Raw genomic sequence first — 19,377 nt, 5'->3', positions numbered from 1 at the left:
GGATAGTCCTATTGGTCACCCTATTCCCTTGAGGGGGATTGAAGGGGCCTGTTAGAAGAACCGAGGGGACGACTGTAAGGAGGCCCCGAGGGCGTTCTCCATGAACCGGGCCAGCTCCAGGTCGAGCAATTCCTGCTTCCGTTGGTCAGCAGCAGTGGTCTGGTTCCGAGCCATCCATTCGCACCAGTAGGCCACAGCACCGGCAACGGCATCGAGCCTGTCGTCATGGGCGAGGGCACCCCGGTTCTTCGTGATCCGGGTCATTTGGTAGAACAGCCTCATGCGGTTCTGATCTTCCAGCGGGTAGCCGGTCGTGCTGTCGTAGTCACGCTCGACCACCTTGTCGGAGACCACCAGACGATGCTGGTTCATGATCGGCTCAAGGGTGTCGATGATGCGGGCTTCCTTCTGGGCCTTCGACCAGTCGGCATCCTCAATCGAGACCGCGTAGATGATCTGGGATCGAGAGCGAAGGAGCTGGGCGAACATGCCGTCGCCGAAGTTCGGCTCGACGAGGATCAGGTTGACGCCCTGTTCCTTGGCGTCGAGGAGGATCTTGTCCAGCGTACCGTTGTCGTAGCCGGCCCTCACAGCGCCCACACGGGTCAGGTAGAGGGTGCCATGCAGCATCTTGACCACGGCCCATGCAGTCTCATCCTTGCCGCGCCCTGACGGGTCGACGAACATGGTCGATCCCTCGAACGGGATGTGATCCTTGGAGACGAACATCGGGCGGTGGAATCGGTCACCCGGCAACCCGATCATCGGGAGCTTGTCGAGGACCTGATCGGGGGACGAGCCCCATGCGACCTCACTCGGTCCCATCTTGGCGTCGAGGCCCATGACGATCAAGTCGGAGAGCTTGAGAGGGTACTTGTCCTCGTCCGACAGGCTGGTGTCCAACATGAACTGCAGGGAGAAGCCAGAGCGCCCGTAGGACAGCTCTCGTTCGTCGAGGTCGACCTCAGAGAACCGTTGGGGGTCCGTAGGCTTGCCCACGATGTCAGGGTCCACGTCCAGCTCACGGCCAATCAGCGGAGCCAGCTTCGAGCCGTACTTCGCGCGGCGATCCTCGTCGGGATACCTGGCCGGCCAGATGCGAACCACGTAGCCGCGATCCGGCAGGAGATTGTAGATCGACATCTCGGTCTGCGGGGTGCCGAGATAGATGATGCGGCCACCCGGCGAGAGAACGGCGTCGAACTCTTTGATCTGCTCGGACAGCTTCTCGCGCTTGAGCGAGGTGTCGGAATTGTTCGGGACTTCGATGTCGTCCGCGATGATGACGTTGGCGCGAGAGCCGGCGATCTGCGAGGTGATGCCCAGCGACTTCACAGACGGGGCGTGGGAGGCGCGGGCAGGGGCGACGTCGAATGCCACCTTGGACATTCGCTGGCCGTCCACGGGCCTGAGGTGGGCCAGCAGCTCCATCTCGAAGATGAGGCGCATGGTGAAAGTCGAGAAGTCGTCCGACCGCTGCTTGGAGGCCGAGATGACGAGTATCTTCGTTTGGGGATCGCAATAGAGCAGCCAGCAGACGAAGGCCGAGGTGACCCACGATTTGCCGACCCCTCGGAACGCCTCAATGATGAGACGCTTGGGGCCGTGCTGGAGGAACGATGCGATGTCGTACTGGACCTTTGTCGGGTCCGGTAGGTTCAGGTGTTTCCAGACCACATACAGGAAGTTGCGGAAGTCGCGGAGTGGGTCTGTCTGCGTCGACAAGTGTGTCGAAGCAGCGAGGGACTGCTTGGTCATTAAACCTTTCGGAGAGAGGCAGAGAGCGCTCAGGACGAGCGTTATGAGCTTGGGGGCTGTTGGGTTGCTGAGCGACCTATGGCTCGTCCTGAGGCGTCTGTTAGGCCGCTATGAGCGACTCGATTGCAGGCTTGAAGGCGTCTGCCCAAAGCTGCTGGCCGGCATCGTTAAAGTGGACGATGTCGATGTAGTAGTTCGCGGACCAGTAGGCGAACTGCGGGATGTCGAGTTCCACGAGGCGCTCCGCATACGTCGCGTAGTTGGCACGGAGCCAAGCGTTGTAGGAATTGCGGTAAGTCTCCTGCTGCGCTGTCGCGGTGTCTCGGTAAGGGATCGTTGCGGCGATGAGGAGCTGGCTGGCGTGGATGCCGTTCGCGTAGGTCTGGAAATCGGTGATGAGCTGCGCGTCCGTCCTGCCGTTGGTAAGGTCGTTGATGCCCGGGCCGCCCATGCAGACGATGTTCTTGGTGAACGCAGCGTCGTACTGGTTGTTCACGCGACCGGCGACGTTCGTTGCCATGTTGCTGAGGTACTGACCGCCAACGGCCATGTTGACCGCGTAGATTGGCGTCGACACCGACTGGACCAGCTTCTTCGTCCACGTCTGGTTCTTGGAGTGGCCAGAGCCCTCGGTCCTGCTGTCGCCGTCGAAGACGACCTTGACGGTGGAGGATGTCAGAACGTTACACTGGGCTTTGAGGGCTGCCTCTACTGCCAGACATTCGGCATCGGACAGAGCTGCCGGATAAGCGACGTAGGCGATGATGTCGAACTCACCGTCGTAGCTGGAGGGCGTGGTGGCATTCCACCTGCCGAAGCCCTTGCCGGTCACGTTGCCAGCGACAGGGGCCGTGCCGACCAGGAACAGGGAACCGTTGACGCCGAACTGTTTACCCGTCGGACCACCTCTCCAGCGAAGAACGCATTGGTTCAGCGGCGGTACCTTCCGGGGACCCGTCCGTGTGTCGTTGAAGGGCGTCGTGTTGTTGCCCCTCAGACCGACGTTTGCCGTCGTGGTGAACAACGACACCGTCGTCGCGTCTGCCGGGAACGAGCCGTAGTAGTTGTCGTTGAGCGAGAAGTTCGGCGAGAGAAGGTAGAACTCGGTGAAGTTCTCCTTGGCGATGGTCGGGCCGGTGGTGCAGGCCGTGAACTTCGAGCTTTGGTTCTGGACGAGCGCGGAGCTGTCGAACGAGATCGAGGGCGCGCCATTGTACAGAACCTCGGGGAAGACGCCCGGCTGGTTGACCTTGGTCGCCTGCTCTTGGTGGAAGCCGTTGCCCGTCTGATCGTACCACTTGCGCAGCCCCAGAGAGCTGGCCCCACGGAACGATGTGGCGGCTGCAGTGTCGAAGTACTTCGAGCCGAAGCCGATGTCCTGCTCAACGTCGTCGACTACGCGCTGCACACGGAGGGCCGGGCCTGAGTAGGTCTGGACAAGCCTTGTCGTTCCATAGACGACCGCAGGGGCTGTCGAGAGCGCCGGCAGGTACACCGGATCGACAGGCACAGGCGCCGGCTGGGACGGAGCTGCTGCGGCAGAGGTCCACAGGACGTCGCTAAGGACGCCCCGGAAGAACATGTAAGGGACGCCCATTAGTAAATCTCAGCCACGACCGTGCCGGAAGTGAACCCGCCCGTCTTCACGCCTACGCGGAAGTACCAAGCGGAGCCGGATACGCCCGTCTTCTCGGCTGGGGCGGTGAAGTTGTCGACGTCAAACCAAGTCGAGCTGTCCTTGGATCGCTGCACCGTAACGGTCGCTACGAAGGTGCCGCTGATCGACACGTCGAAGATGTCGCCGGCCTGTATCAGGACAGCAGGGGTGAAGGTGTTCTGTGCGGTGATGTTCATCAGTGTCTCGGATAATCCTGATCGTGTTCAGAGCCGTCGAAGGGGAGCTTCGAGGCCAGATCGTTGACGACCTTGTTGGTGCCCGGTACGGGCTTCGTGCCAGTGTCCTTGAGAAACTGACGGACGACATTCAGGGACGCCGCGTCGGGCGTGATGCGGACAGCCTCGCCGGTCTCCTTGTCGACGACCGTTCGGCCATTCGAGAGGAGATCGTCCAGCTGCTTCGCGAACGTGTCGAAGAGGGCTTCGAGCGCGTTGCTATCGGTCTTCACTTCTTGTCCTTTCGGAGCATTTCCTTGGCCTTGGCGACGATCTGGACGACGAGCCAGACCGTGCCGAGGATGGGTGCGATGAGGGCAGCGCCGTCAGACGCGGCGTGAAGCCACGGGAGCCAGACAGGGCTCGATACTGCGGAGACGGCGACCGCAGCGGTGGTGTTCTCCACGGGGGTTCCTGTGATTAGAGCGAGGGTCACAGCGCAGCCGCCCATGCCCAAAGGCTGTCGATCTGCGCCGGAGTGATGCTGAAGAGTGAACCGAGGCTATCGATCAGCGGGTGAGTTCTGCGGAAGTAGGTTGCCCATCTCCATTCGATCATTCCAGCCGGGTCATTCACCAGCTTCATCTCGACGTCTGCTTCGGCGATGCCGATGGACAGGAGAGCCCTGCGGACCTGACGGGGGCTAAGGGTCGGCATTGCCTCGCGAAGCTCTTCGACGGTCGGTGGGGTTGCAGGAACGTACGGAGTGGCTGAGGCACTGGCCGAGGCATAGAGCTGCCGACCAAGAACCTCAGGGTCCCTCGGGGATGCGGTGAAGGGTATCCATCCGTGGACTGGGTGATTGATCTCCATGTCGATGGAGCGAGCTGCGCTGAACTTTGGGTAGCGGTATTCCATTAGGCGATCCTCACGAACTGAGTGAACCGGGCGTAATTGGTGCCAGTGCTGTAGGAAGACCGACCCAGCGCGCGCCATGTGCCAGACAGAGCGGACCCACCCTTCGTCAGGGTACGGTCGCCCGAAGGAGCGTTATCATCCGTCATAGCGGTGAAAGAACTCAGTTGCAGACCAGCAGGCTGGATGGAGGAGCCGGCGTAGGTCCCACCTTCAGTGATTCCGGGGTTGTAGATGTAGCCAAACACGAACGAGCCAACAGCGCCGTATGCGATGCCGGCGATGGCTGAGCCGACTGCGGCTGAGGTTATTGTAGCGTCTGTGCCGGCTGGGCCTTGCGGACCCTGCGGGCCAGCAGCACCCTGCGGGCCAGTGGGGCCAGCGGGGCCTTGGATGCCGGTCGCGCCAGTGTCACCCTTGACGGCTACGGGGGACCAGTAGGTCGTGTTCGTCGGGAGGTTGCCGGTCGAGGCCAGGATGTTAATGTAGGCCGAGCCGTTGTAGGCGACGACGTCCTTGGGGGCGTAGGCAGTTGCGCCTGCATAAGCGCCACGCCAGATCATCCCCGGGGTGCCTGCGGCTCCTGCGGGTCCTGCCGGGCCTTGCGAACCAGCGGGTCCTGCCGGGCCTTGGATGCCTTGGACGCCCTGAGCGCCGGCACCGAAGGTGATCCCTGCGGACCAATTGCCGGAGGTCGCGCTGAGCTTCCAGAAGAGCTTGCCCTGCTCGATGTCGAGGTAAGAGAAGTTCTGCGCCTGAGCGTCGTAAGCCGCCCGTCCTGCGGTCAACCCTTGGGCGTTGGGTGCGTAGTTGGCCCCGGCAAGACCTTGGGGACCTTGAGGGCCTTGCGTACCCTGCGGACCTTGCGGACCCATGGGGCCTTGAGGGCCTGTTAGACCCCTTTCACCTGTATCGCCCTTGGGCATGTCGGCGGACGTGAAGGGTCTAAACTGGCCGTCGGCGTCGAAGCCAAGGACGCTATTCTTGCGGACTTCGATAGTCGGGAAGTGGAGGACGATACGACCGGCGTCCGTGGCAGGAGCCGTGATCGCTCCAGTCTTCAGGAGGATCGCGATGTCAGCGCTTTCTTGGCTGACGTACATGGCCTGCAGCGCTTGCCTGTTGAGGTCTTCGGCGCGCAGCGAGGCACCGTTCGCAATGGTGACCAGCGGCTGAGCAGAGGGCGTCTCGCGAGTGATGCGGACTTTGGTTCCTGCTGCCGGTGCGGTGTAGAAGCGAAGCGAGAACGGCCCTGTCCAAGTGAAGGAACCCGAGGGGACGTCGTCGATGTATGCCTTAACGTGATTGCGGTCGAGGTAGCCGAAGTCGAACGTGTAGTCGAGCGTCGACCCGTCCCCGTCGTAGACGACGAAGGATAGAATTGGTGTGGTCATTTCGTTCCTTGGTGGGGAATGCAGAAAGGCCCCCGGGGGTTAGCCGAGGGCCTTGTTGAGGTGACGGAGCCTAAGCAGATCGGTATATTTATCGGTTCCCAATGGCAGGAGGGAACAATGAGCGAAGCGACGGGCTGCCTGCTTATCCTGATAGTTCTGGTCGTAGTGGGGACCCTCGGCGGGTTATTCGTCACGTCGACTGCCGTCCTCTATCATGAGAAAGAGGTACGAGGAGAGGGAGGTGGCTTGTTCGAATGCCACTACTTCACCGGGACAAGAACGCTCAAAACCTACAGCAATGCATTGACCGGCTGTAAGCGATTTATCACCGTAGGGGGGCCTAACGAGCCGCCGTGATTACATGATTAACGGGGAGCCCGTTCAGGCATTCCGCTGATCCAGCCATTGAGACCCATGACGAGGGGTAGGGCGTTGCCGAACATCAGGACGCGGGAGACCTTGCGGGCCTCGTCCTGTGACCAGTCGCCGTCCCTGAAGATGCCAGCCACAGAGCGGCCAGCTTGGTACAGGTCGTCGACGCCACCCGTGGTCGGGTTGCCCAGCCACATGTTGCTCGCCTGACCCGTGGAGCGGGTGTACGAGAACAGCGTGTCCTGCCCCGCCATGCCGAGGCCCGTATCGATGAGCATCGGAATGATCGAGGAAGCGCCGGCCCGCGAGAAGCTCGCCGCAGCCAAGTTGCCGGGGGCGAGACGCTCTTCGAGGAACTTGTCCCCATCCGACCTCAGTGCGGCCTGAGCCTTCATCTGTAGGATGTAGCCGGCAGTGGCGAACGCCGTGGTCATGACGAGCTGGTGGGCCGCAGCCAGGTAGTCCTTGTCGTGGATCATACGGGCTACCTTGAGGGTCTGCTTGCCATACGATCCGACCATGAACGTGCGGAACTGCATCAGGGCCTTGGCCAGCGGATGGGACATCCACATGGTCATGTTCCCGATGTCGTTCTTCTGGATAATCTGACGGCTCAGGCGATGGGCTGCTTGAATGAACGCCTCTCGGGCCGGCTTGTCCGACCACTTGTCGAAGTGAGCGCGGGTGATCTTGCGCCCCGTGATGAACCCCACCTCATGCTCGAAGTTGCCCTCAGTGTTGAACATCTTCATGATCCTGTCGGTCATGTCCTTGTCCAGCCCGAGGTCGGCCAACCGCTTGGCTGACATCCCCTTGCCGCCGTTGGCCGCCATGTCGGAGAACTTCTGCACGATGGCCTTGGCGGTCCACCGTTCCAGCATGACGTTGGCTTGGGTCAGCCCCGAGATTTCCGAGGTGATTCTGTTGGCAGAGTTCAGTTTGCCTTCCACGAACTCCTTCCAGCTCGACGTCGGCTCCCCATGGAAGCCATTGGAGAACTCGTCGATCCGGTAGTCGGAGGTGTGGAGCAGCCGGTCAGCGCCCACGCCTATGATCGCCTCCAGATCGTCGCCGAGGCCAGACTTCAGGAGCGAGGCTCCGTCATCCGTGACGACGCGCCTGAGAGACGGTGCCTGCGATAGTGCAGCCTTCCAGCCGAGGGACGCGATAGGTGCGCCAATCTCAGAGACCTGAGCGAAGCCCACTTGGTTCATGATGCGCGAGAAGTTGTACTTCCTGACCATCCTGAGGAACCAGCCGGCGTTCGTGGCCTCCATGTCGCTTGTTGGGCGACCGAGGATCGACGCATAGGCGTATTCCAGACGCTTAATGCCAGAAGCCGCTTGGGCCTTGGTGATCTTGCCCTCCGAGATGAGGTCAGCGTTCTTCTGCTTGACCTTGGTGAGGTACTGGGCGAACTCCCTGTCGCTCGTGAAGCCGTTGATCAGGAGTTCCCCGGAGACCGGGTCCTTGAAGCGGTACCGAGCGAGTGCCACCCGGCCCATGCTGTTGCGCATGTAGCGGGTGAAGTTCTGACGGGCGTCCGTGACCACGAGGTCCGAGATGCTGATGCCGCGCTCGTTCACGACGCCGTGCTTGTTGGCGACGTTCTCAAGGGTCATCTTCTCGTCCAGCAGAAGGCGGGCTTTGTTGTGGCCATCCCTGCCGGCATCCTTGGCGCGGTTCTTGCCGAACTCATACTTGAGCGCCGTGGCGTCCTCCGGGGCGAGCCCGAAGTGGCCCTCCAGCATCTCGACGAGGTTGTCGAGCTGGTCGGCGCTGAGGATGTGTGACGAGACGTCTTCGAGGCCGTGAGCCCGGTCGACGATGGCATTGGTGAATGCCTTCGCCGTGCGCTCGATAACGTCATCCTTGAGGCCGGTGTCAGCCGACTTCATGGCCCTGCCAATGAGGGTCACGATGGGGTCGATGCCGAACTCATTGACTGCCGAGATGATCGCTTGGCTGTTCCAGTAGCGCGGGGCGTAGTGGGGGTCTGTTGGAATGCTGTCAGCGCCAAGCACCGGACGAGCGTCCTCAATGCCTTCCCGCAGGAATGGGTTCTGCTGAAGACGCAGGGCGTCGGCGTACAGCTCAGCCTGCTTATTGCCCACTTTGACGACCGCAGGGTCATAGCGGTCTGCACGACCTGGAGCCCTGTCGGTGATGTAGGCGTGGACCTCCTTGTTGAACTGCCGCTCGACCTCTGCCGAACCCATGCCCTGCTGACGCGAGGCGTAGTCCTTGAGCTGCGGGATGTAGGTCTGGGCTTCGGTGATGCGCTTCTCGTCGAAGAGCCGCGTCATGTCCTCCGAGGCCGCGAAAGCGTTGACCGCTCCGTTGGCCTTGCCGGTGCCGTCCTGCACGAGCCCAGCGCCGGCCTTCACGAGGACGTTGCTGTCCTGCTGTAGGCGAGCCGAGAGGTCGGGCCGGATCGAGCCGGCGAAGGTCTTGTTGAAGTCCCTGTCATCGAGCAGCCCGAGGCCCTTCTCGTCGAGGAACGGGGCATTCGGGGAAGCCTTAGCGGCACCCACCGAACCAGCCATGTCGATGCCCTCGTGGGCTTCAACGGCCCTGCGGCCAGCATGCTGGAACTGGGCACCCTCGAACGCGGTCTCAGGGCGACCATAGAGGTGACCCACAGCACCACCCACGCCGAAGCCGAAGACGGTCGCGGCGAGAAGATCTGATTGGTTGACGTTGGGGTTCACGGCGGCATTGACAGCCACCGAGGCAGCGCCACCGGCAGCGCCAGCAATGGCCCCTTCAAGGACCCTGCCGAGACGCCGAGCGCGATTACCAATGACCAGCTCAGGCGCCACCGTGGATGCCAAGAGATCGGCACCGAGGGCCACCGGATCGAGGATCGAGTTGGCCATGCTGAGGGCCGTGCCGCTGAAGCCAGCGTTGGAGAGCCGCACGTTGCGATCCCAGTCGTCCTTAACGCGACCGAGGTTGTCCTGATAGTCGGCCTCAGAGACGCTCGACAGTTGGGACGTGTAGCGTTCAGCTTCCGTTGCGGGGACTCCGCGGGCTTCCAGATCGGTCTTCACACGAGCCGGGTCGAGCGACCAGTTCTCGTCAGGGGCGATCTTCTTGCCCTGCGACAATAGCCACGGGAGGGTCTGTTGGGTGTTGTAGGCGTCCTTCTGGAGCTGCCACCACGACGGGTCGGCAGTCTCTACCTCAGGAGCCCGGGGGGTGTTCGTGCGCCAATCCGAGACCTCGACCGAGGGGATCGAGATGTCGGCTGATCCGTTGTCCGAGGGGGACGAGCTTATCGTCTGAAAGGTACCCCCGAGGAGTGCTGCTGCATTCCTCCGGTGACCTCCCATCTGGTTATCCCACTTGTCCCGCACGTCGCCGGGAGCGCCACCATTGTTGGCGTCAGAGGCGCTGTAGTGGCCCGGGGCACCAGCGTTGATTGTGGAGTACAGGTCGAGCCCGCTCATGCCCGGCTTGAAGCCGTGGGCGACCAGATAGTCGGCGGAAGACTTGACCAGCTCTGAAACGGATTTGCCCGGCGTGTAGCCGAACTGCTTGCGCTGGGGGACGCCCATCTGGATGAAGCCAACGTGCTGGCCCCACTGGGTCGTCGGACCCTTCTTCCACGGGTCGAATGTGCCGCCAGTCTCATACGACATGGCCGTAGCGAAATCGACCGGGTCAGCCCCGATCCGCTTGGCCTCGGAGACGATGGCGTTTCTTAGTTCGTCGTTCATTGTTCCTCATGGTTGAAAGAGAAAGGCCCCCGAGGGTTAGTCGAGGGCCTTGCGATAGTTAGCGGTTAGCGCCGCCTAGCGGGGGCATGAAGCCGTTGTCGTCGTAGACCGGAGCGTCCTTGCGGATGCGCTTGCCGAGCTTCTTGACGTTGGGCTTGCCGCCCGGCTCTGGGATGGTGATGTCGAACGCTTCGCGGGTCTTGGGGTTGATCCAGACCGTGCCGTTGCCGTCCTCTGCCTTGGCAGGGACCAGACCATGGGTCTTGGCAGCGCCCTTGATGGAGATGTCGTGAGCAGCCTTGGCGGTCTTGGCGTCGTCCATCACGCGGGCTCGATCACGGACAGTCTTCAGGGTGACGAAGTAGGGGATGCCTTCTTTGTCATCCATCAGCGGGAGACCCGTGTTCTTGTCGGCCAGCATAAATCGGCCGCCAGAGCGGTTGAGGTCCTGAGCCGGCAGGATGGTGATGTCGCCGGTCCCGATGTCGTGATCCTTGAGGACCCCCGGGTTGCCCGTAGCGAAGTCCCCGATGATGCCGTCGAGGGCGTCCTTGTAGTTGTCAGGGAGCGCCGCCTGACCGAGTTCCAGTAGGGTGCCGTTGTAGGTGATCGAGTTGCGCTGAACGCTGTCAGCGGCCACCGTAATGGCCCTGTCCTGATCCACGCCACCACGCACGAGGCGCTTGGCAATGGACGCCACACGCTGCTGCGCGGCTGCTGAGTTCCACGGCGTCGTGTGCGACCAGAACCAACCATCGGACGTGGCGAGGCTCTTCACCGACCTGTCGATCTTGTCGTTCTGGTCTCGGGTGAAGTTCAGGCCGTCGACCTGTACAGGCTGCGAGGTCCTCACAGCGAACTCTAGGGCCGCATTGTCGGACATCTGCCTGCCGTCTTTGCCGGTCAGGTCGTCCTTGGCAATGATGAAGCTCTCCATGAAGTCACGGTCGGCTTCCGAGAGGTAGGAGATGTAGGTGTTCTTCGAGGCGTTGTAGAGCCAACGCGCCGTCTTGACCTTGTCCATCACCCTGCTCATCGCCTCAGGGTCCTGCGTCATGTCCACCGAAGCGGCATCAGCGATTCCTGTGACGACGCCCTTGAGGGCCGGATGTTCGAGACCAGCGAGCTGTGCCTTGCGGAGTTCTCGCTGCATGGTCTGCTGGCCGTCTTCCTTGTTCTGCGCCGCGATCTGCGGGGAACGTTCGAGGTAGCGGTTGAAGGCTTCCTTCTTGATCGTGACAGCCGGGACCGTCTTCTGGTTCCCGTCGTGATCCCACCAAGTCGTGTCGGTGACACGGTCGAGGCGATCGTCGGCCAGGAGCCCGTCGGCCTGGGTGTCGATCTCGGTCTGAGCGTTCCTGTCGTTGCGGAGCCCGACTGCCTTGGCAGCCTCGGCCTTGATCTGCAGAACGCGGTCAGCGTAGGCCCGCTGCTGCGACAGGGAGGTCTTTCCAGAGCGTCCGCTGTACTCGGCGTCCAGCATCGCCACGGCATACTCGGGGCTCGTCTGAGCAAGCCGAGCGGCGGCGTTGAGGTACTGCTGATCGAGTTCGTCCTCGCCGGCCCCGAGGGAGCCCTTGGTGCCCAGCTCGCCACGCATGGCGTTGAGGTTCGATGCGAACTTCTGAGGATCGACGCCGTTGCCGATCCATTCGTTCACCTTATCGGTGATCACCCCGTAGGCGGTGTCAACGGTGGACTGGTTGGTCCGGTCGATCCGGTACTTCTGCTGCTTGGCGAGAACCGAGGTCTTGTACTGGTCCCACGCGCGCCCCGCCGAAGCGATGGCGTTCACGTCGGTGAGGCCGCTCTCCTTGATGCTGTCTTGGAACTTCTTGGCGAGGAACTCTTCCGGGTTCCCCTTGTCCCAATCAAAGCTGGTCTGAAGCTCAGCGTCGGTGTCCTGAGCGAGCCCCTGAGCCCACTTGTCGCCGTAGTACGACTGACGGGCCGCGTTGGAAATCTTGTCGTCGGTGACCATCATGCGGCCCTCTTTGATCTCCTTGCGGGTCTCTGCGAGGGTCTGTCCTGCGACATGCATCTGGAATGCAGCATCCTCAGCCGCGCGGGCTTCCCTGCTGCTCTTCCCGGTCACACCGACGAGGTTACCGACTGAGTTCGAGAAGGCTCCGAGGGCGTCAGCCAGCCGGAAGAGGTTCTCGTTCTTGTCCGGCTGCGGCGGGGGTGTGTAGGTGTCCGACTGCATCGGTGCCGGCGTGAGCCGCACGTTCGACTGCAGTTCGGGGGCTTGAACTCTTCCTTGTGCCATTAAGCGACCCCTGCTGCTCTAGCTCTCTGGTAGCCGCCGTAAGCGTCGAGGCCCCCACCCATGATGCGGATGGCTGCGTCGGCGAACGATGGCCTCTGGCCCTGCTGGACCGAATTGATGCGGCCCTCGGCCTGCGCCTGGGTGGCGTCCATCTCCCCGCGGAGGTAGTCGGCCTGCATCTGGTAATTGTTGTCGAGGGTTCGCTCGTAGCGGCCCTGCTGCCCGTAGTAGTCGGCGATCAGGGCATTGACGGAGAGACCAGTGACGCCAGCTTCGCCGGCTGCGACCTCTGCGGTTGCTCTACCTCGCATCGCCTCGACGTTGAGGTTCTGCTGCTCCTGAGAGGCAGCCTTGCGTTCCTGTAGGGCACGGTTCTGATTAGCCGCGTATGTGTTGACGGCTGCCTTGTTGGCCGCCTCACGGTTGTTCCGGTAGTATTGCTGCTGCGCCTCATACTGCTGCTGCTGGCCCATGAAGCCGGCGACAGTGCTGGCGGCGGACAGAGCGAACTGGGCAACAGCCAAACCGACTGCGCCAATGCACATTCGTTATGACCTCAATCTTGCAAATTCGTGGAAGGGACGCTTCTCGACGCCAAACTCAGCGTGGGTTCTCAGGAACGAGAAACCCATGCGTTTGAGCCAGCGGATGTGCGTGGTGTTGCGCGCGTCAATGTGATTGCCGAGTAGGGGACGCACCCGGTGTAGCCTCTTGAGCCACTTAGGGGCCATGCCAATGAGGTCTCGGCGGTGTTTCATGATGGTGGGCGAAGAGACCATCCAGACAATCCCGAGATGGGGGTTGCCTTTGACGGGGTCGACACCGAAAAGGCCGAAGACCTCTCCGTTCGGCTCCACGCCGGCCCACACATAGTTGCCCTGCTTGACGAGCTGGGGCAGGACCACCTCAGGTTCCATCCCGAGGTAAGCCCTGCACTCATCCCGATCTGCTGAACGCAGACGCGGGGCCAAGGAAATAGCGTCGGCCACCTTGGCCCTGCGAATTGTGATCATCAAATCCTTTGCGATTTCTGGACGTAGTTGCCGATCCATTCTGCGGAGAGCAGGCAGGACGGGAGGTAGCTGTCGTTCACGATCTCGACCTTCACGCCGTCATTCTTGGACAGCAGCGGGACCTTGAAGGCGCCGTCGCTGAGATTGACCTCATCGGCCCTGTTGTTCGGATCGCCCATGAGACGACCAGTCGAGAAGTAGGCCCGTGTCTCGCGCGCCAGAGGGGTGACCTCGACACGGAAGTAGGCGGTCTTCGAGAACTGGATCAGCAGGCTGATGAGCTGTAGCCGGCCCTCGGTGATTACCGAGACACCGCCATTTCGGCTCTCCTGCCGGATGAAGATCGTGGACAGGCCGTAACGTGTCTCGTAGGTGGTCCCGAAATAGAGCGGGACTTCCCTCAGGTCGCCTTGGAGGACCACTTCGTCGATGTCCGAGGACAGGATGCTTATCTCCAATCCCGGTTCAAGGATTGGCGTCGGCGATCCCGCTGTGACACAGACGTATGGAGCTTCGGTCATGTCGTGATCCGTCAGCACCGTGGTCCGATTGGTGTACGGATCGTATGTGCGGAGACCGTAGTTCTCGACCCTGAAGCGCCTGTCGAGGTTCACCACGAAGCGGATGTCTGGGTCGACACCACCTGGTTGTATTTCCATGACCTCAATGAACGCCTTTGTGTCCCTGTTGAGGACCAAGACGAGCTGGCTATCAATGAAGCCTATGTCGAGGATCGAAGTCACGCCGGGGAACGTCCACCGGGACCAGCTAGCCTGAAGCTGCTGAGCGTTGGACCAGTAGTACTTGTAGACATAGAGGGACGTGAGGTCCCCGTCGGCCTGCACCACAAGGATGTCCTCATGGGTCGACGCGGCGAGCCTGATGGCGGTTCCCGGGATGTACTGCGGAACGTGTCCGGTAGCGTCCTCGGCGTCGGCTAGGCCGGTGTTCACGTCGATCTTGTAGTCCCTGATCATCGTGAACTGGCCACGGTTCACCGGGAAGAAGATCGAATTGCCAGCCCGCACAGGGCGCGCCTTGCTGGACATTGAGAACGCTGTCGAGGGGCGGATCGAGGCTGTCTTCGGGGTCAGCAGCTCGTTGCCCATGAGGGTGAACTGCATCTGGTCGGCCCACAGGACCAGCCTGTCCGACGAGGCCACCGCGCTGCGAAGCACAGAGACACCGTTGTCGGTCGCCGCAACGTCGATTGGATCATCGTCGAGCAGAGCCGTAGCCGTGGAGCGGAAGAAGTCGAAGAAGCTGCCGTGCCTTGACAGGACAACATTCTCGCCAGCCAGGAACCCGAGGCGGTTCTTGAAGAACAGAACCTCGTTGACCTTCTCACCCACAAAGGATGGGCCGGGAGCGATCACGTCGTCGCCGCACTTACGCTTGTCCCAAGTGGCCACGTCGAAGGTGAACGAGCCATCTGCCTGACGGATAAGGACGTGGGGCATCGTCGAAGACTTCAGCGCGGTGACAATCCCGGGCTTGGGGATTTCACGCCAGACGCCGATGGAGGAGTTGGCGTCCTGCCGGTCAAAGCGAACGAAGTAGTTGTCGAACGGGGTTCCGACCGAGCCTACCACCTCAACGGCGACGTCGTCCTCGCAGTAGGCAGGCAGATCAGCGAAATCCTGAACGGTCTTGCAGATCGCCTTCATGGCATGGCCGTTGTAGCCATCGTCGACAGAGACGCTGAAGTCCGCGCCGTCGTCCTTCTTGATGTAGATCGTCGACTTGAAGACCTTGACGGTCCAACCGTTGGCCGAGGTTATCCCGTTGGCGGCGAGGTTTGTGTCGGTGTCCTTCCACCTCCAGTTGCCATTCGGTTTGTCATCGGCGGTGTTCTCCATCAGGACGGTCTCACCAGTGGCGAGGCGGCGGGCTATGAAGGAGACGTCCACCGAGGGGGTCTGCGCGGAACTCTGACCATCGGGGGTCAGGTAGCGAGCCACCTCGACGTTGTTGATCTTGATCGTGTACGCCTTGCCGTAGTTGCCGGCCATGACATTGATCAGGGCCTCGCTAGGGGAGGGCTGTTCAATCACCGCCGTGTCCAGCTCGACCTTGACCGTCTGGTTCGTGATGTAGGTGTAGTCGCCCACCGTCAGTGCCCGATAAGGGGGACGGTCGAACGCACCGCTGTCGTAGCTCAGATAGCCGTAGCCATTGGGAGCCGTCACGGTACGCTCAGCGCCGTTCAGGGTGAACACTCGGATCGCCGTGGGTGTGGCCATCACTTGGTAGCGCTCGAAGGCGTCACGGTTGATCTGATGGGTGAAGACGTTGCCTTCGATGGCAGGCCCGAGGTTCGCCCTGAGCTGTGTCGGAGGGCGCTTCTTGAGGCCGTCCACGATGGTGGAATAGGCGTTCGTCTGGATGTCGCCTTGGGTAGCCAGCCGCAGGGCCATAGCCTGCTGACTGACGCCGTTGGCGAAGTTAGGGATCGACCCGGAGACCTTAGCCACTACGAGCGGCCCCGGAGCTGCTGCATGAACTGACTGTCGGTCAGCATGTTCGGGTCGGCGCTGTCGAGTTCCTCCTCCATCATCGCGGCGCGAGCGATCTGCTCGTCCTGCAGCGTGTAGGAATGAGTGGCCTGATCACCGAAGTATCGATCCTGATACTTGCGGGCGGCCCTGATTGTGATGAAGAGGCGCGCGGTGGACGGGAGTTCCTCGAAGTCGAGACCGAGGACCCAATCGACCGTCACCGGGCCTGCGAATTGGTAGGTGCGGTCGCCCTTGTTGTAGAGGCGTTGGCCGCGTTGGACAGCGTTGATGCTGGAGCTTTCGCCTGAGGTGTCGACCTTCAGGACGTTACGTGGGAGGATGATCTCCCCGTTCTGGTCCGGGGTGATGCTCACGCCGTCTTCGGAGTTGAAGTTCCAGCCAACGGTTTGGACCTCCACAGAGGTGGCGCGAAGGGTATTCATGGCGAGCGAGGCGTCGATCACTTGGTTGTCCTCAAGGGCCGACACAGGGCTTTCGGCGCTGGTCGCGAGGATTTCGTTGATCGCCTCAAGCTCTGTCAGTGGGGTCAGGCCAACGGCCATAGATGCCTCCGAGAGAGGTTGAAATGAAAAAAACCGAGGCCCCTTTCGGAGCCCCGGTTCATTGGTGGAGAGTGGTGGATTACGCCGTAGCGAGTTCCAGAGCGCACTCAGGACGCAGCTTGTCGTGACCGACAGCGTACTTGGCGACGATCAGGGTGCCCTGACGCGAGACCATGTATTCCTGCTCAATGGCGACATCGAGCAGCTTGACGGTGCCGGCAGCGCCCTTGTTGAAGATCACGCCAGCGGTCGCCGTAAAGTCGCCCTGGTACTTGGCCGGGCCGGTGTTCACGTTCGTGCCGTTCGGGAGGTTCAGGGACTTGAACACCGGAATGTCGGCGATCTTGACGACCTTACCATCCGAGTACGAGCCCTTGCCATCCCAGTCACGGTTGATGACCTTGGTGTTCTGCGCCAGAGCGTAATACTGCACCGGCTTCAGGGCACCCCAGCGGTCAGCCGGGACGTACTTGCCGTCGAGCGTTGCAGCAGCGTCGAAGAAGGCCGCAGCCATCTTGTCGCTGTCCGTGAGCAGGGCAGCATTGACGATCTTGCCACCACCCGGCAGGCCATCGACAACGGCAGCGCCACGCGAGGCGAGGATGATGGTGCGGGCGACGTTGCGGTCGTATGCCTGAGCCAGCTCTTCGCCGAGCTGCTTGGTCATCTCCGAGCGCGTGTCGAAGTGGTTCATCGCCTCGTAGATGTTGGCGGTGAAGTAGTCGGTCAGGAGCAGATCGTCGATGGTGATGACGCGCTCGTTGAACTTCGTGACCGTACCGAGGACCTGATCGCCCGGGGTATGGTAGCGGGCACCCGAGGTGCGGCCCGTGACCGGGAAGGAAGCGGACTTGCCTTCCGAGATGTTGCGGACCATGTGCTTGTCCGCGAACTCGACAGTGCGAGCGAAGGCGGTCAGGATTTCGCCGGTTGCGACCTTGACGAAGTTCGCCTGAACGTCACCGACGCCGTTGGCCTGACCGAGATTGGAAACGATGCCAGGATTGGCCATGTGTGGTATTCCCGTGGTTGTTCTGAGGTTTGCGCGGACCTCGGAGCAGCACTGGAAGCGTCATTGGGATTGTCCGGCTTCCACACCCTCAGGTGCGGTCGGCGGGTCTCCAAGTGGTCTTCTGGTGAGACTTCCTTGGTTCCTTGATCACCGCCTAAAGAGGGGTGTGATCTGTCAGAACAGGGCGTTGGGAATGGACGGCGAGGCAGGTATCGATCCTGCGTCTTCCCCACATTAGGGGGGCTGCTCTACCTTTGAGCTACTCTCCGAAAGCAACCCGTATTTCGGCCATAATAAAAGTGCGGCCAGAATTGGAATAATAAAGTGTTAGAAGGACCTAGGCGGCACGTAGAGGCAGATTGTGCTGTCGGGTCCAGGTTGCACCTCACGATGCCGGTTTGCCGTTGCTTTTTGGGTATGGCACCAATGGAAACGCATGTCGTGTGATTTACGCACCCTGTTGTCCGCGTAAGGCAGCAACTCACCGGATGGCATCTTGAAGCCCTTGCTTGTTTCGCGCACCGCGCCATCTGCGATCGGCTCACAGTGCTCATCTTGGCAGCACTGCTCTTCATACCAATCATGTGCCGATGCAGACGGCATCCCGAAAGTGCAGGCTGCGGCTACGATAGCGCCCAACCCGAGAGCGCTGCCGTCCCTTCTCAATAGCCGGATCATTAATTACATTAGACTTACCTTGTATAAGGTCGCAAGCCGTGTTCGACGAGACGGGCAACGTGATCTCAGACGCCTTCAAAAGCGGCCTGAGCGACCCCGGGCGCATGGCTCAGCCAGAGACGCTGCCGGGGTGTATGTCAGTGGGAGACGTTGTCGTAGAAGGCGATCAGGCGTTTGCCGCAGTCGGTCTTCTCGGTCTCCGATTTCTTCAGCTCCGCGATCAGATAGATCACGCGCTTCTTGGTCATCACGCCGCTGGACGGCGGGGCGACTTGGGTCTCGAAGCATACCCGCAGATCGGCGGGCAGCTCAGGGTAGTGCGGCTTGGCGAACTTAGCGCCAGAGGTCGCGCAGCCGCTCAACGTCAGCGCCACTAAGGCACTCGCGATCAGCGTCTTCGAGCGTTTCCACATACTGGTTCAATTCGCCTATTTTGGTCTGGAGGGCTGCCTGACGCTTGGCGTTCTCGGCAGCGATGATGGCGTCGGACTGGCGCGCTGTGCGTTCCTTGTCGAGCGCCGCGTTGGTCAGCTCGATTGTCTCGTTGAGCTGGCTAATCTCGATTGCATGTTTGGCGTCAAGCCGGCCCTTGCCGTAGATCACCCCGACGAGGGCGAGGACGGCGAGCAATCCGGCGAGATACCCGTAGATGCGGGGTATGATAGGGACGTCTCCTGTCCGTTGAAGAAATTGAGGAAGCGCCGGTAGTCCATGTGGCCGACACCGACATAAGCCCCGTAGAGGGAGCCAATCAGGGCCAGCGAGGATGCCACGGCGGCAGTCCCTTGGTTGGTGTAGAGGGAATAGAAGGCGAGCCCCCAAGCCAACCCGGTGTTGCCGAGCAGGAACATCTTGGAGGTGCGCCTACTCGACTTGGTCATCACGGATATGAGGCCCATGGGAGCTGGAAGTGGGGACCGTCCTTGAAGGTCTTCCAGTCGCCGCCCCATTCGATGGAAACGCCAACGTCCTTAGCGGCCTGCTTCATGGCTGCCGCGAGGGGGTAGTAGAACTTCCAGTCGAAGGTCGGCTTGCCGTTCACGATGGGCAGGAGGTCGACCGCATGCCCGTCGAGGTGACGGGAGCGCATGGTGGTCGAGACGCCTTTCTTGACGTTCGCCGCCTGCTGCGCCTTTGAGCGGAGACCTTCGCCTACCGTGAAGTCTTGGGTGGTGATTTCAATGGCGCGCTTGACCACCTTGACGAGGTCAGGATGGACGCCTGCCAGATTGGCGAGCGACTTCGCGCCTAGGGTGAAAGCCATGGGTTCCTTGTTGGAGGGACCCCCCGGGGTGCGCTTGAGACGCTGGTGTAGTCACCATGGCCCTGCAGAGGCGTGGGGGGTCGATT

General features: G+C 61.4%; 19 protein-coding genes and 1 tRNA gene. 1 reads left to right on the top strand and 19 read right to left on the bottom strand.

The genetic code is table 11. From position 1 onward, the window contains the following. Window positions 1–51 precede the first annotated feature (51 nt). The 7 genes from terL to NKI97_RS15355 form a co-directional block, all read right to left on the bottom strand. Window positions 52–1,758 (bottom strand): phage terminase large subunit, encoded by a 1,707-nt coding sequence (gene terL / locus NKI97_RS15385; RefSeq protein WP_352835048.1) that lies wholly within the window; start codon window positions 1,756–1,758, stop codon window positions 52–54. Window positions 1,759–1,858: 100 nt separating this feature from the next. Next, the gene (locus NKI97_RS15380; protein WP_352835045.1) at window positions 1,859–3,355 is read right to left on the bottom strand and encodes an SGNH/GDSL hydrolase family protein; all 1,497 of its coding nucleotides are present in this window, start codon (window positions 3,353–3,355) and stop codon (window positions 1,859–1,861) included. After that, the gene (locus tag NKI97_RS15375) at window positions 3,355–3,612 is read right to left on the bottom strand and encodes a hypothetical protein (RefSeq protein WP_352775785.1); all 258 of its coding nucleotides are present in this window, start codon (window positions 3,610–3,612) and stop codon (window positions 3,355–3,357) included. The genes NKI97_RS15380 and NKI97_RS15375 overlap by 1 nt, the downstream gene beginning before the upstream one ends. Continuing rightward, window positions 3,612–3,884 (bottom strand): DNA packaging protein, encoded by a 273-nt coding sequence (locus NKI97_RS15370; protein ID WP_352775782.1) that lies wholly within the window; start codon window positions 3,882–3,884, stop codon window positions 3,612–3,614. The genes NKI97_RS15375 and NKI97_RS15370 overlap by 1 nt, the downstream gene beginning before the upstream one ends. After that, the gene (locus NKI97_RS15365; RefSeq protein WP_352775779.1) at window positions 3,881–4,057 is read right to left on the bottom strand and encodes a hypothetical protein; all 177 of its coding nucleotides are present in this window, start codon (window positions 4,055–4,057) and stop codon (window positions 3,881–3,883) included. Before NKI97_RS15365 ends, NKI97_RS15370 begins: the two co-directional genes overlap by 4 nt. A 26-nt stretch (window positions 4,058–4,083) precedes the next feature. Then, window positions 4,084–4,509, bottom strand: a complete 426-nt coding sequence (locus NKI97_RS15360; protein WP_352835041.1) for a hypothetical protein — start codon at window positions 4,507–4,509, stop codon at window positions 4,084–4,086. After that, on the bottom strand, window positions 4,509–5,900 hold the full coding sequence (locus tag NKI97_RS15355; RefSeq protein ID WP_352835038.1) for a phage tail fiber domain-containing protein: 1,392 nt from the start codon (window positions 5,898–5,900) through the stop codon (window positions 4,509–4,511). The genes NKI97_RS15360 and NKI97_RS15355 overlap by 1 nt, the downstream gene beginning before the upstream one ends. Window positions 5,901–6,017: 117 nt before the next feature. Here NKI97_RS15355 and NKI97_RS15350 point away from each other — a divergent pair, with 117 nt between their 5' ends. Then, window positions 6,018–6,257 carry a hypothetical protein gene (locus NKI97_RS15350; protein WP_352835036.1) on the top strand — a complete coding sequence of 80 codons (240 nt, stop codon included), beginning with the start codon at window positions 6,018–6,020 and terminating at the stop codon, window positions 6,255–6,257. Window positions 6,258–6,265: 8 nt separating this feature from the next. Here NKI97_RS15350 and NKI97_RS15345 read toward each other — a convergent pair whose 3' ends face one another. The 12 genes from NKI97_RS15345 to NKI97_RS15290 form a co-directional block, all read right to left on the bottom strand. Beyond that, window positions 6,266–9,994 carry a hypothetical protein gene (locus NKI97_RS15345; RefSeq protein WP_352835033.1) on the bottom strand — a complete coding sequence of 1,243 codons (3,729 nt, stop codon included), beginning with the start codon at window positions 9,992–9,994 and terminating at the stop codon, window positions 6,266–6,268. A 58-nt stretch (window positions 9,995–10,052) separates the two neighbouring features. Continuing rightward, window positions 10,053–12,263 carry a hypothetical protein gene (locus NKI97_RS15340; RefSeq protein ID WP_352835030.1) on the bottom strand — a complete coding sequence of 737 codons (2,211 nt, stop codon included), beginning with the start codon at window positions 12,261–12,263 and terminating at the stop codon, window positions 10,053–10,055. Beyond that, entirely contained in the window at window positions 12,263–12,808 is a 546-nt protein-coding gene (locus NKI97_RS15335; protein ID WP_352775766.1) for a virion core protein, T7 gp14 family, read from the bottom strand. Before NKI97_RS15335 ends, NKI97_RS15340 begins: the two co-directional genes overlap by 1 nt. A gap of 3 nt (window positions 12,809–12,811) precedes the next feature. Beyond that, window positions 12,812–13,276, bottom strand: coding sequence for a hypothetical protein (locus NKI97_RS15330; RefSeq protein WP_352835028.1), 465 nt, complete (start codon window positions 13,274–13,276; stop codon window positions 12,812–12,814). Further along, window positions 13,276–15,750, bottom strand: a complete 2,475-nt coding sequence (locus NKI97_RS15325) for a phage nozzle protein (protein WP_352835025.1) — start codon at window positions 15,748–15,750, stop codon at window positions 13,276–13,278. Before NKI97_RS15325 ends, NKI97_RS15330 begins: the two co-directional genes overlap by 1 nt. Then, window positions 15,750–16,337, bottom strand: coding sequence for a phage tail tubular protein A (locus tag NKI97_RS15320; protein WP_352835022.1), 588 nt, complete (start codon window positions 16,335–16,337; stop codon window positions 15,750–15,752). The genes NKI97_RS15325 and NKI97_RS15320 overlap by 1 nt, the downstream gene beginning before the upstream one ends. Window positions 16,338–16,416: 79 nt before the next feature. After that, window positions 16,417–17,349, bottom strand: a complete 933-nt coding sequence (locus NKI97_RS15315) for a major capsid protein (protein WP_352835019.1) — start codon at window positions 17,347–17,349, stop codon at window positions 16,417–16,419. Window positions 17,350–17,543: 194 nt separating this feature from the next. Further along, window positions 17,544–17,618, bottom strand: a tRNA-Ile gene (locus NKI97_RS15310). Window positions 17,619–18,164: 546 nt separating this feature from the next. Continuing rightward, window positions 18,165–18,401 carry a hypothetical protein gene (locus NKI97_RS15305; protein WP_352835016.1) on the bottom strand — a complete coding sequence of 79 codons (237 nt, stop codon included), beginning with the start codon at window positions 18,399–18,401 and terminating at the stop codon, window positions 18,165–18,167. Continuing rightward, window positions 18,361–18,657, bottom strand: coding sequence for a hypothetical protein (locus tag NKI97_RS15300; protein ID WP_352835013.1), 297 nt, complete (start codon window positions 18,655–18,657; stop codon window positions 18,361–18,363). The genes NKI97_RS15305 and NKI97_RS15300 overlap by 41 nt, the downstream gene beginning before the upstream one ends. Continuing rightward, entirely contained in the window at window positions 18,627–18,908 is a 282-nt protein-coding gene (locus NKI97_RS15295; RefSeq protein ID WP_352835011.1) for a hypothetical protein, read from the bottom strand. Before NKI97_RS15295 ends, NKI97_RS15300 begins: the two co-directional genes overlap by 31 nt. Next, window positions 18,908–19,291, bottom strand: a complete 384-nt coding sequence (locus NKI97_RS15290) for a M15 family metallopeptidase (protein WP_352835009.1) — start codon at window positions 19,289–19,291, stop codon at window positions 18,908–18,910. The genes NKI97_RS15295 and NKI97_RS15290 overlap by 1 nt, the downstream gene beginning before the upstream one ends. Window positions 19,292–19,377 lie beyond the last annotated feature (86 nt).

Origin of the sequence: Mesorhizobium sp. M0296, assembly GCF_040321675.1 — a bacterium.
Taxonomy (GTDB): domain Bacteria; phylum Pseudomonadota; class Alphaproteobacteria; order Rhizobiales; family Rhizobiaceae; genus Mesorhizobium.
Note: the sequence above shows the minus strand (reverse complement) of the source record. Positions and strands in the feature narration are given on the sequence as shown.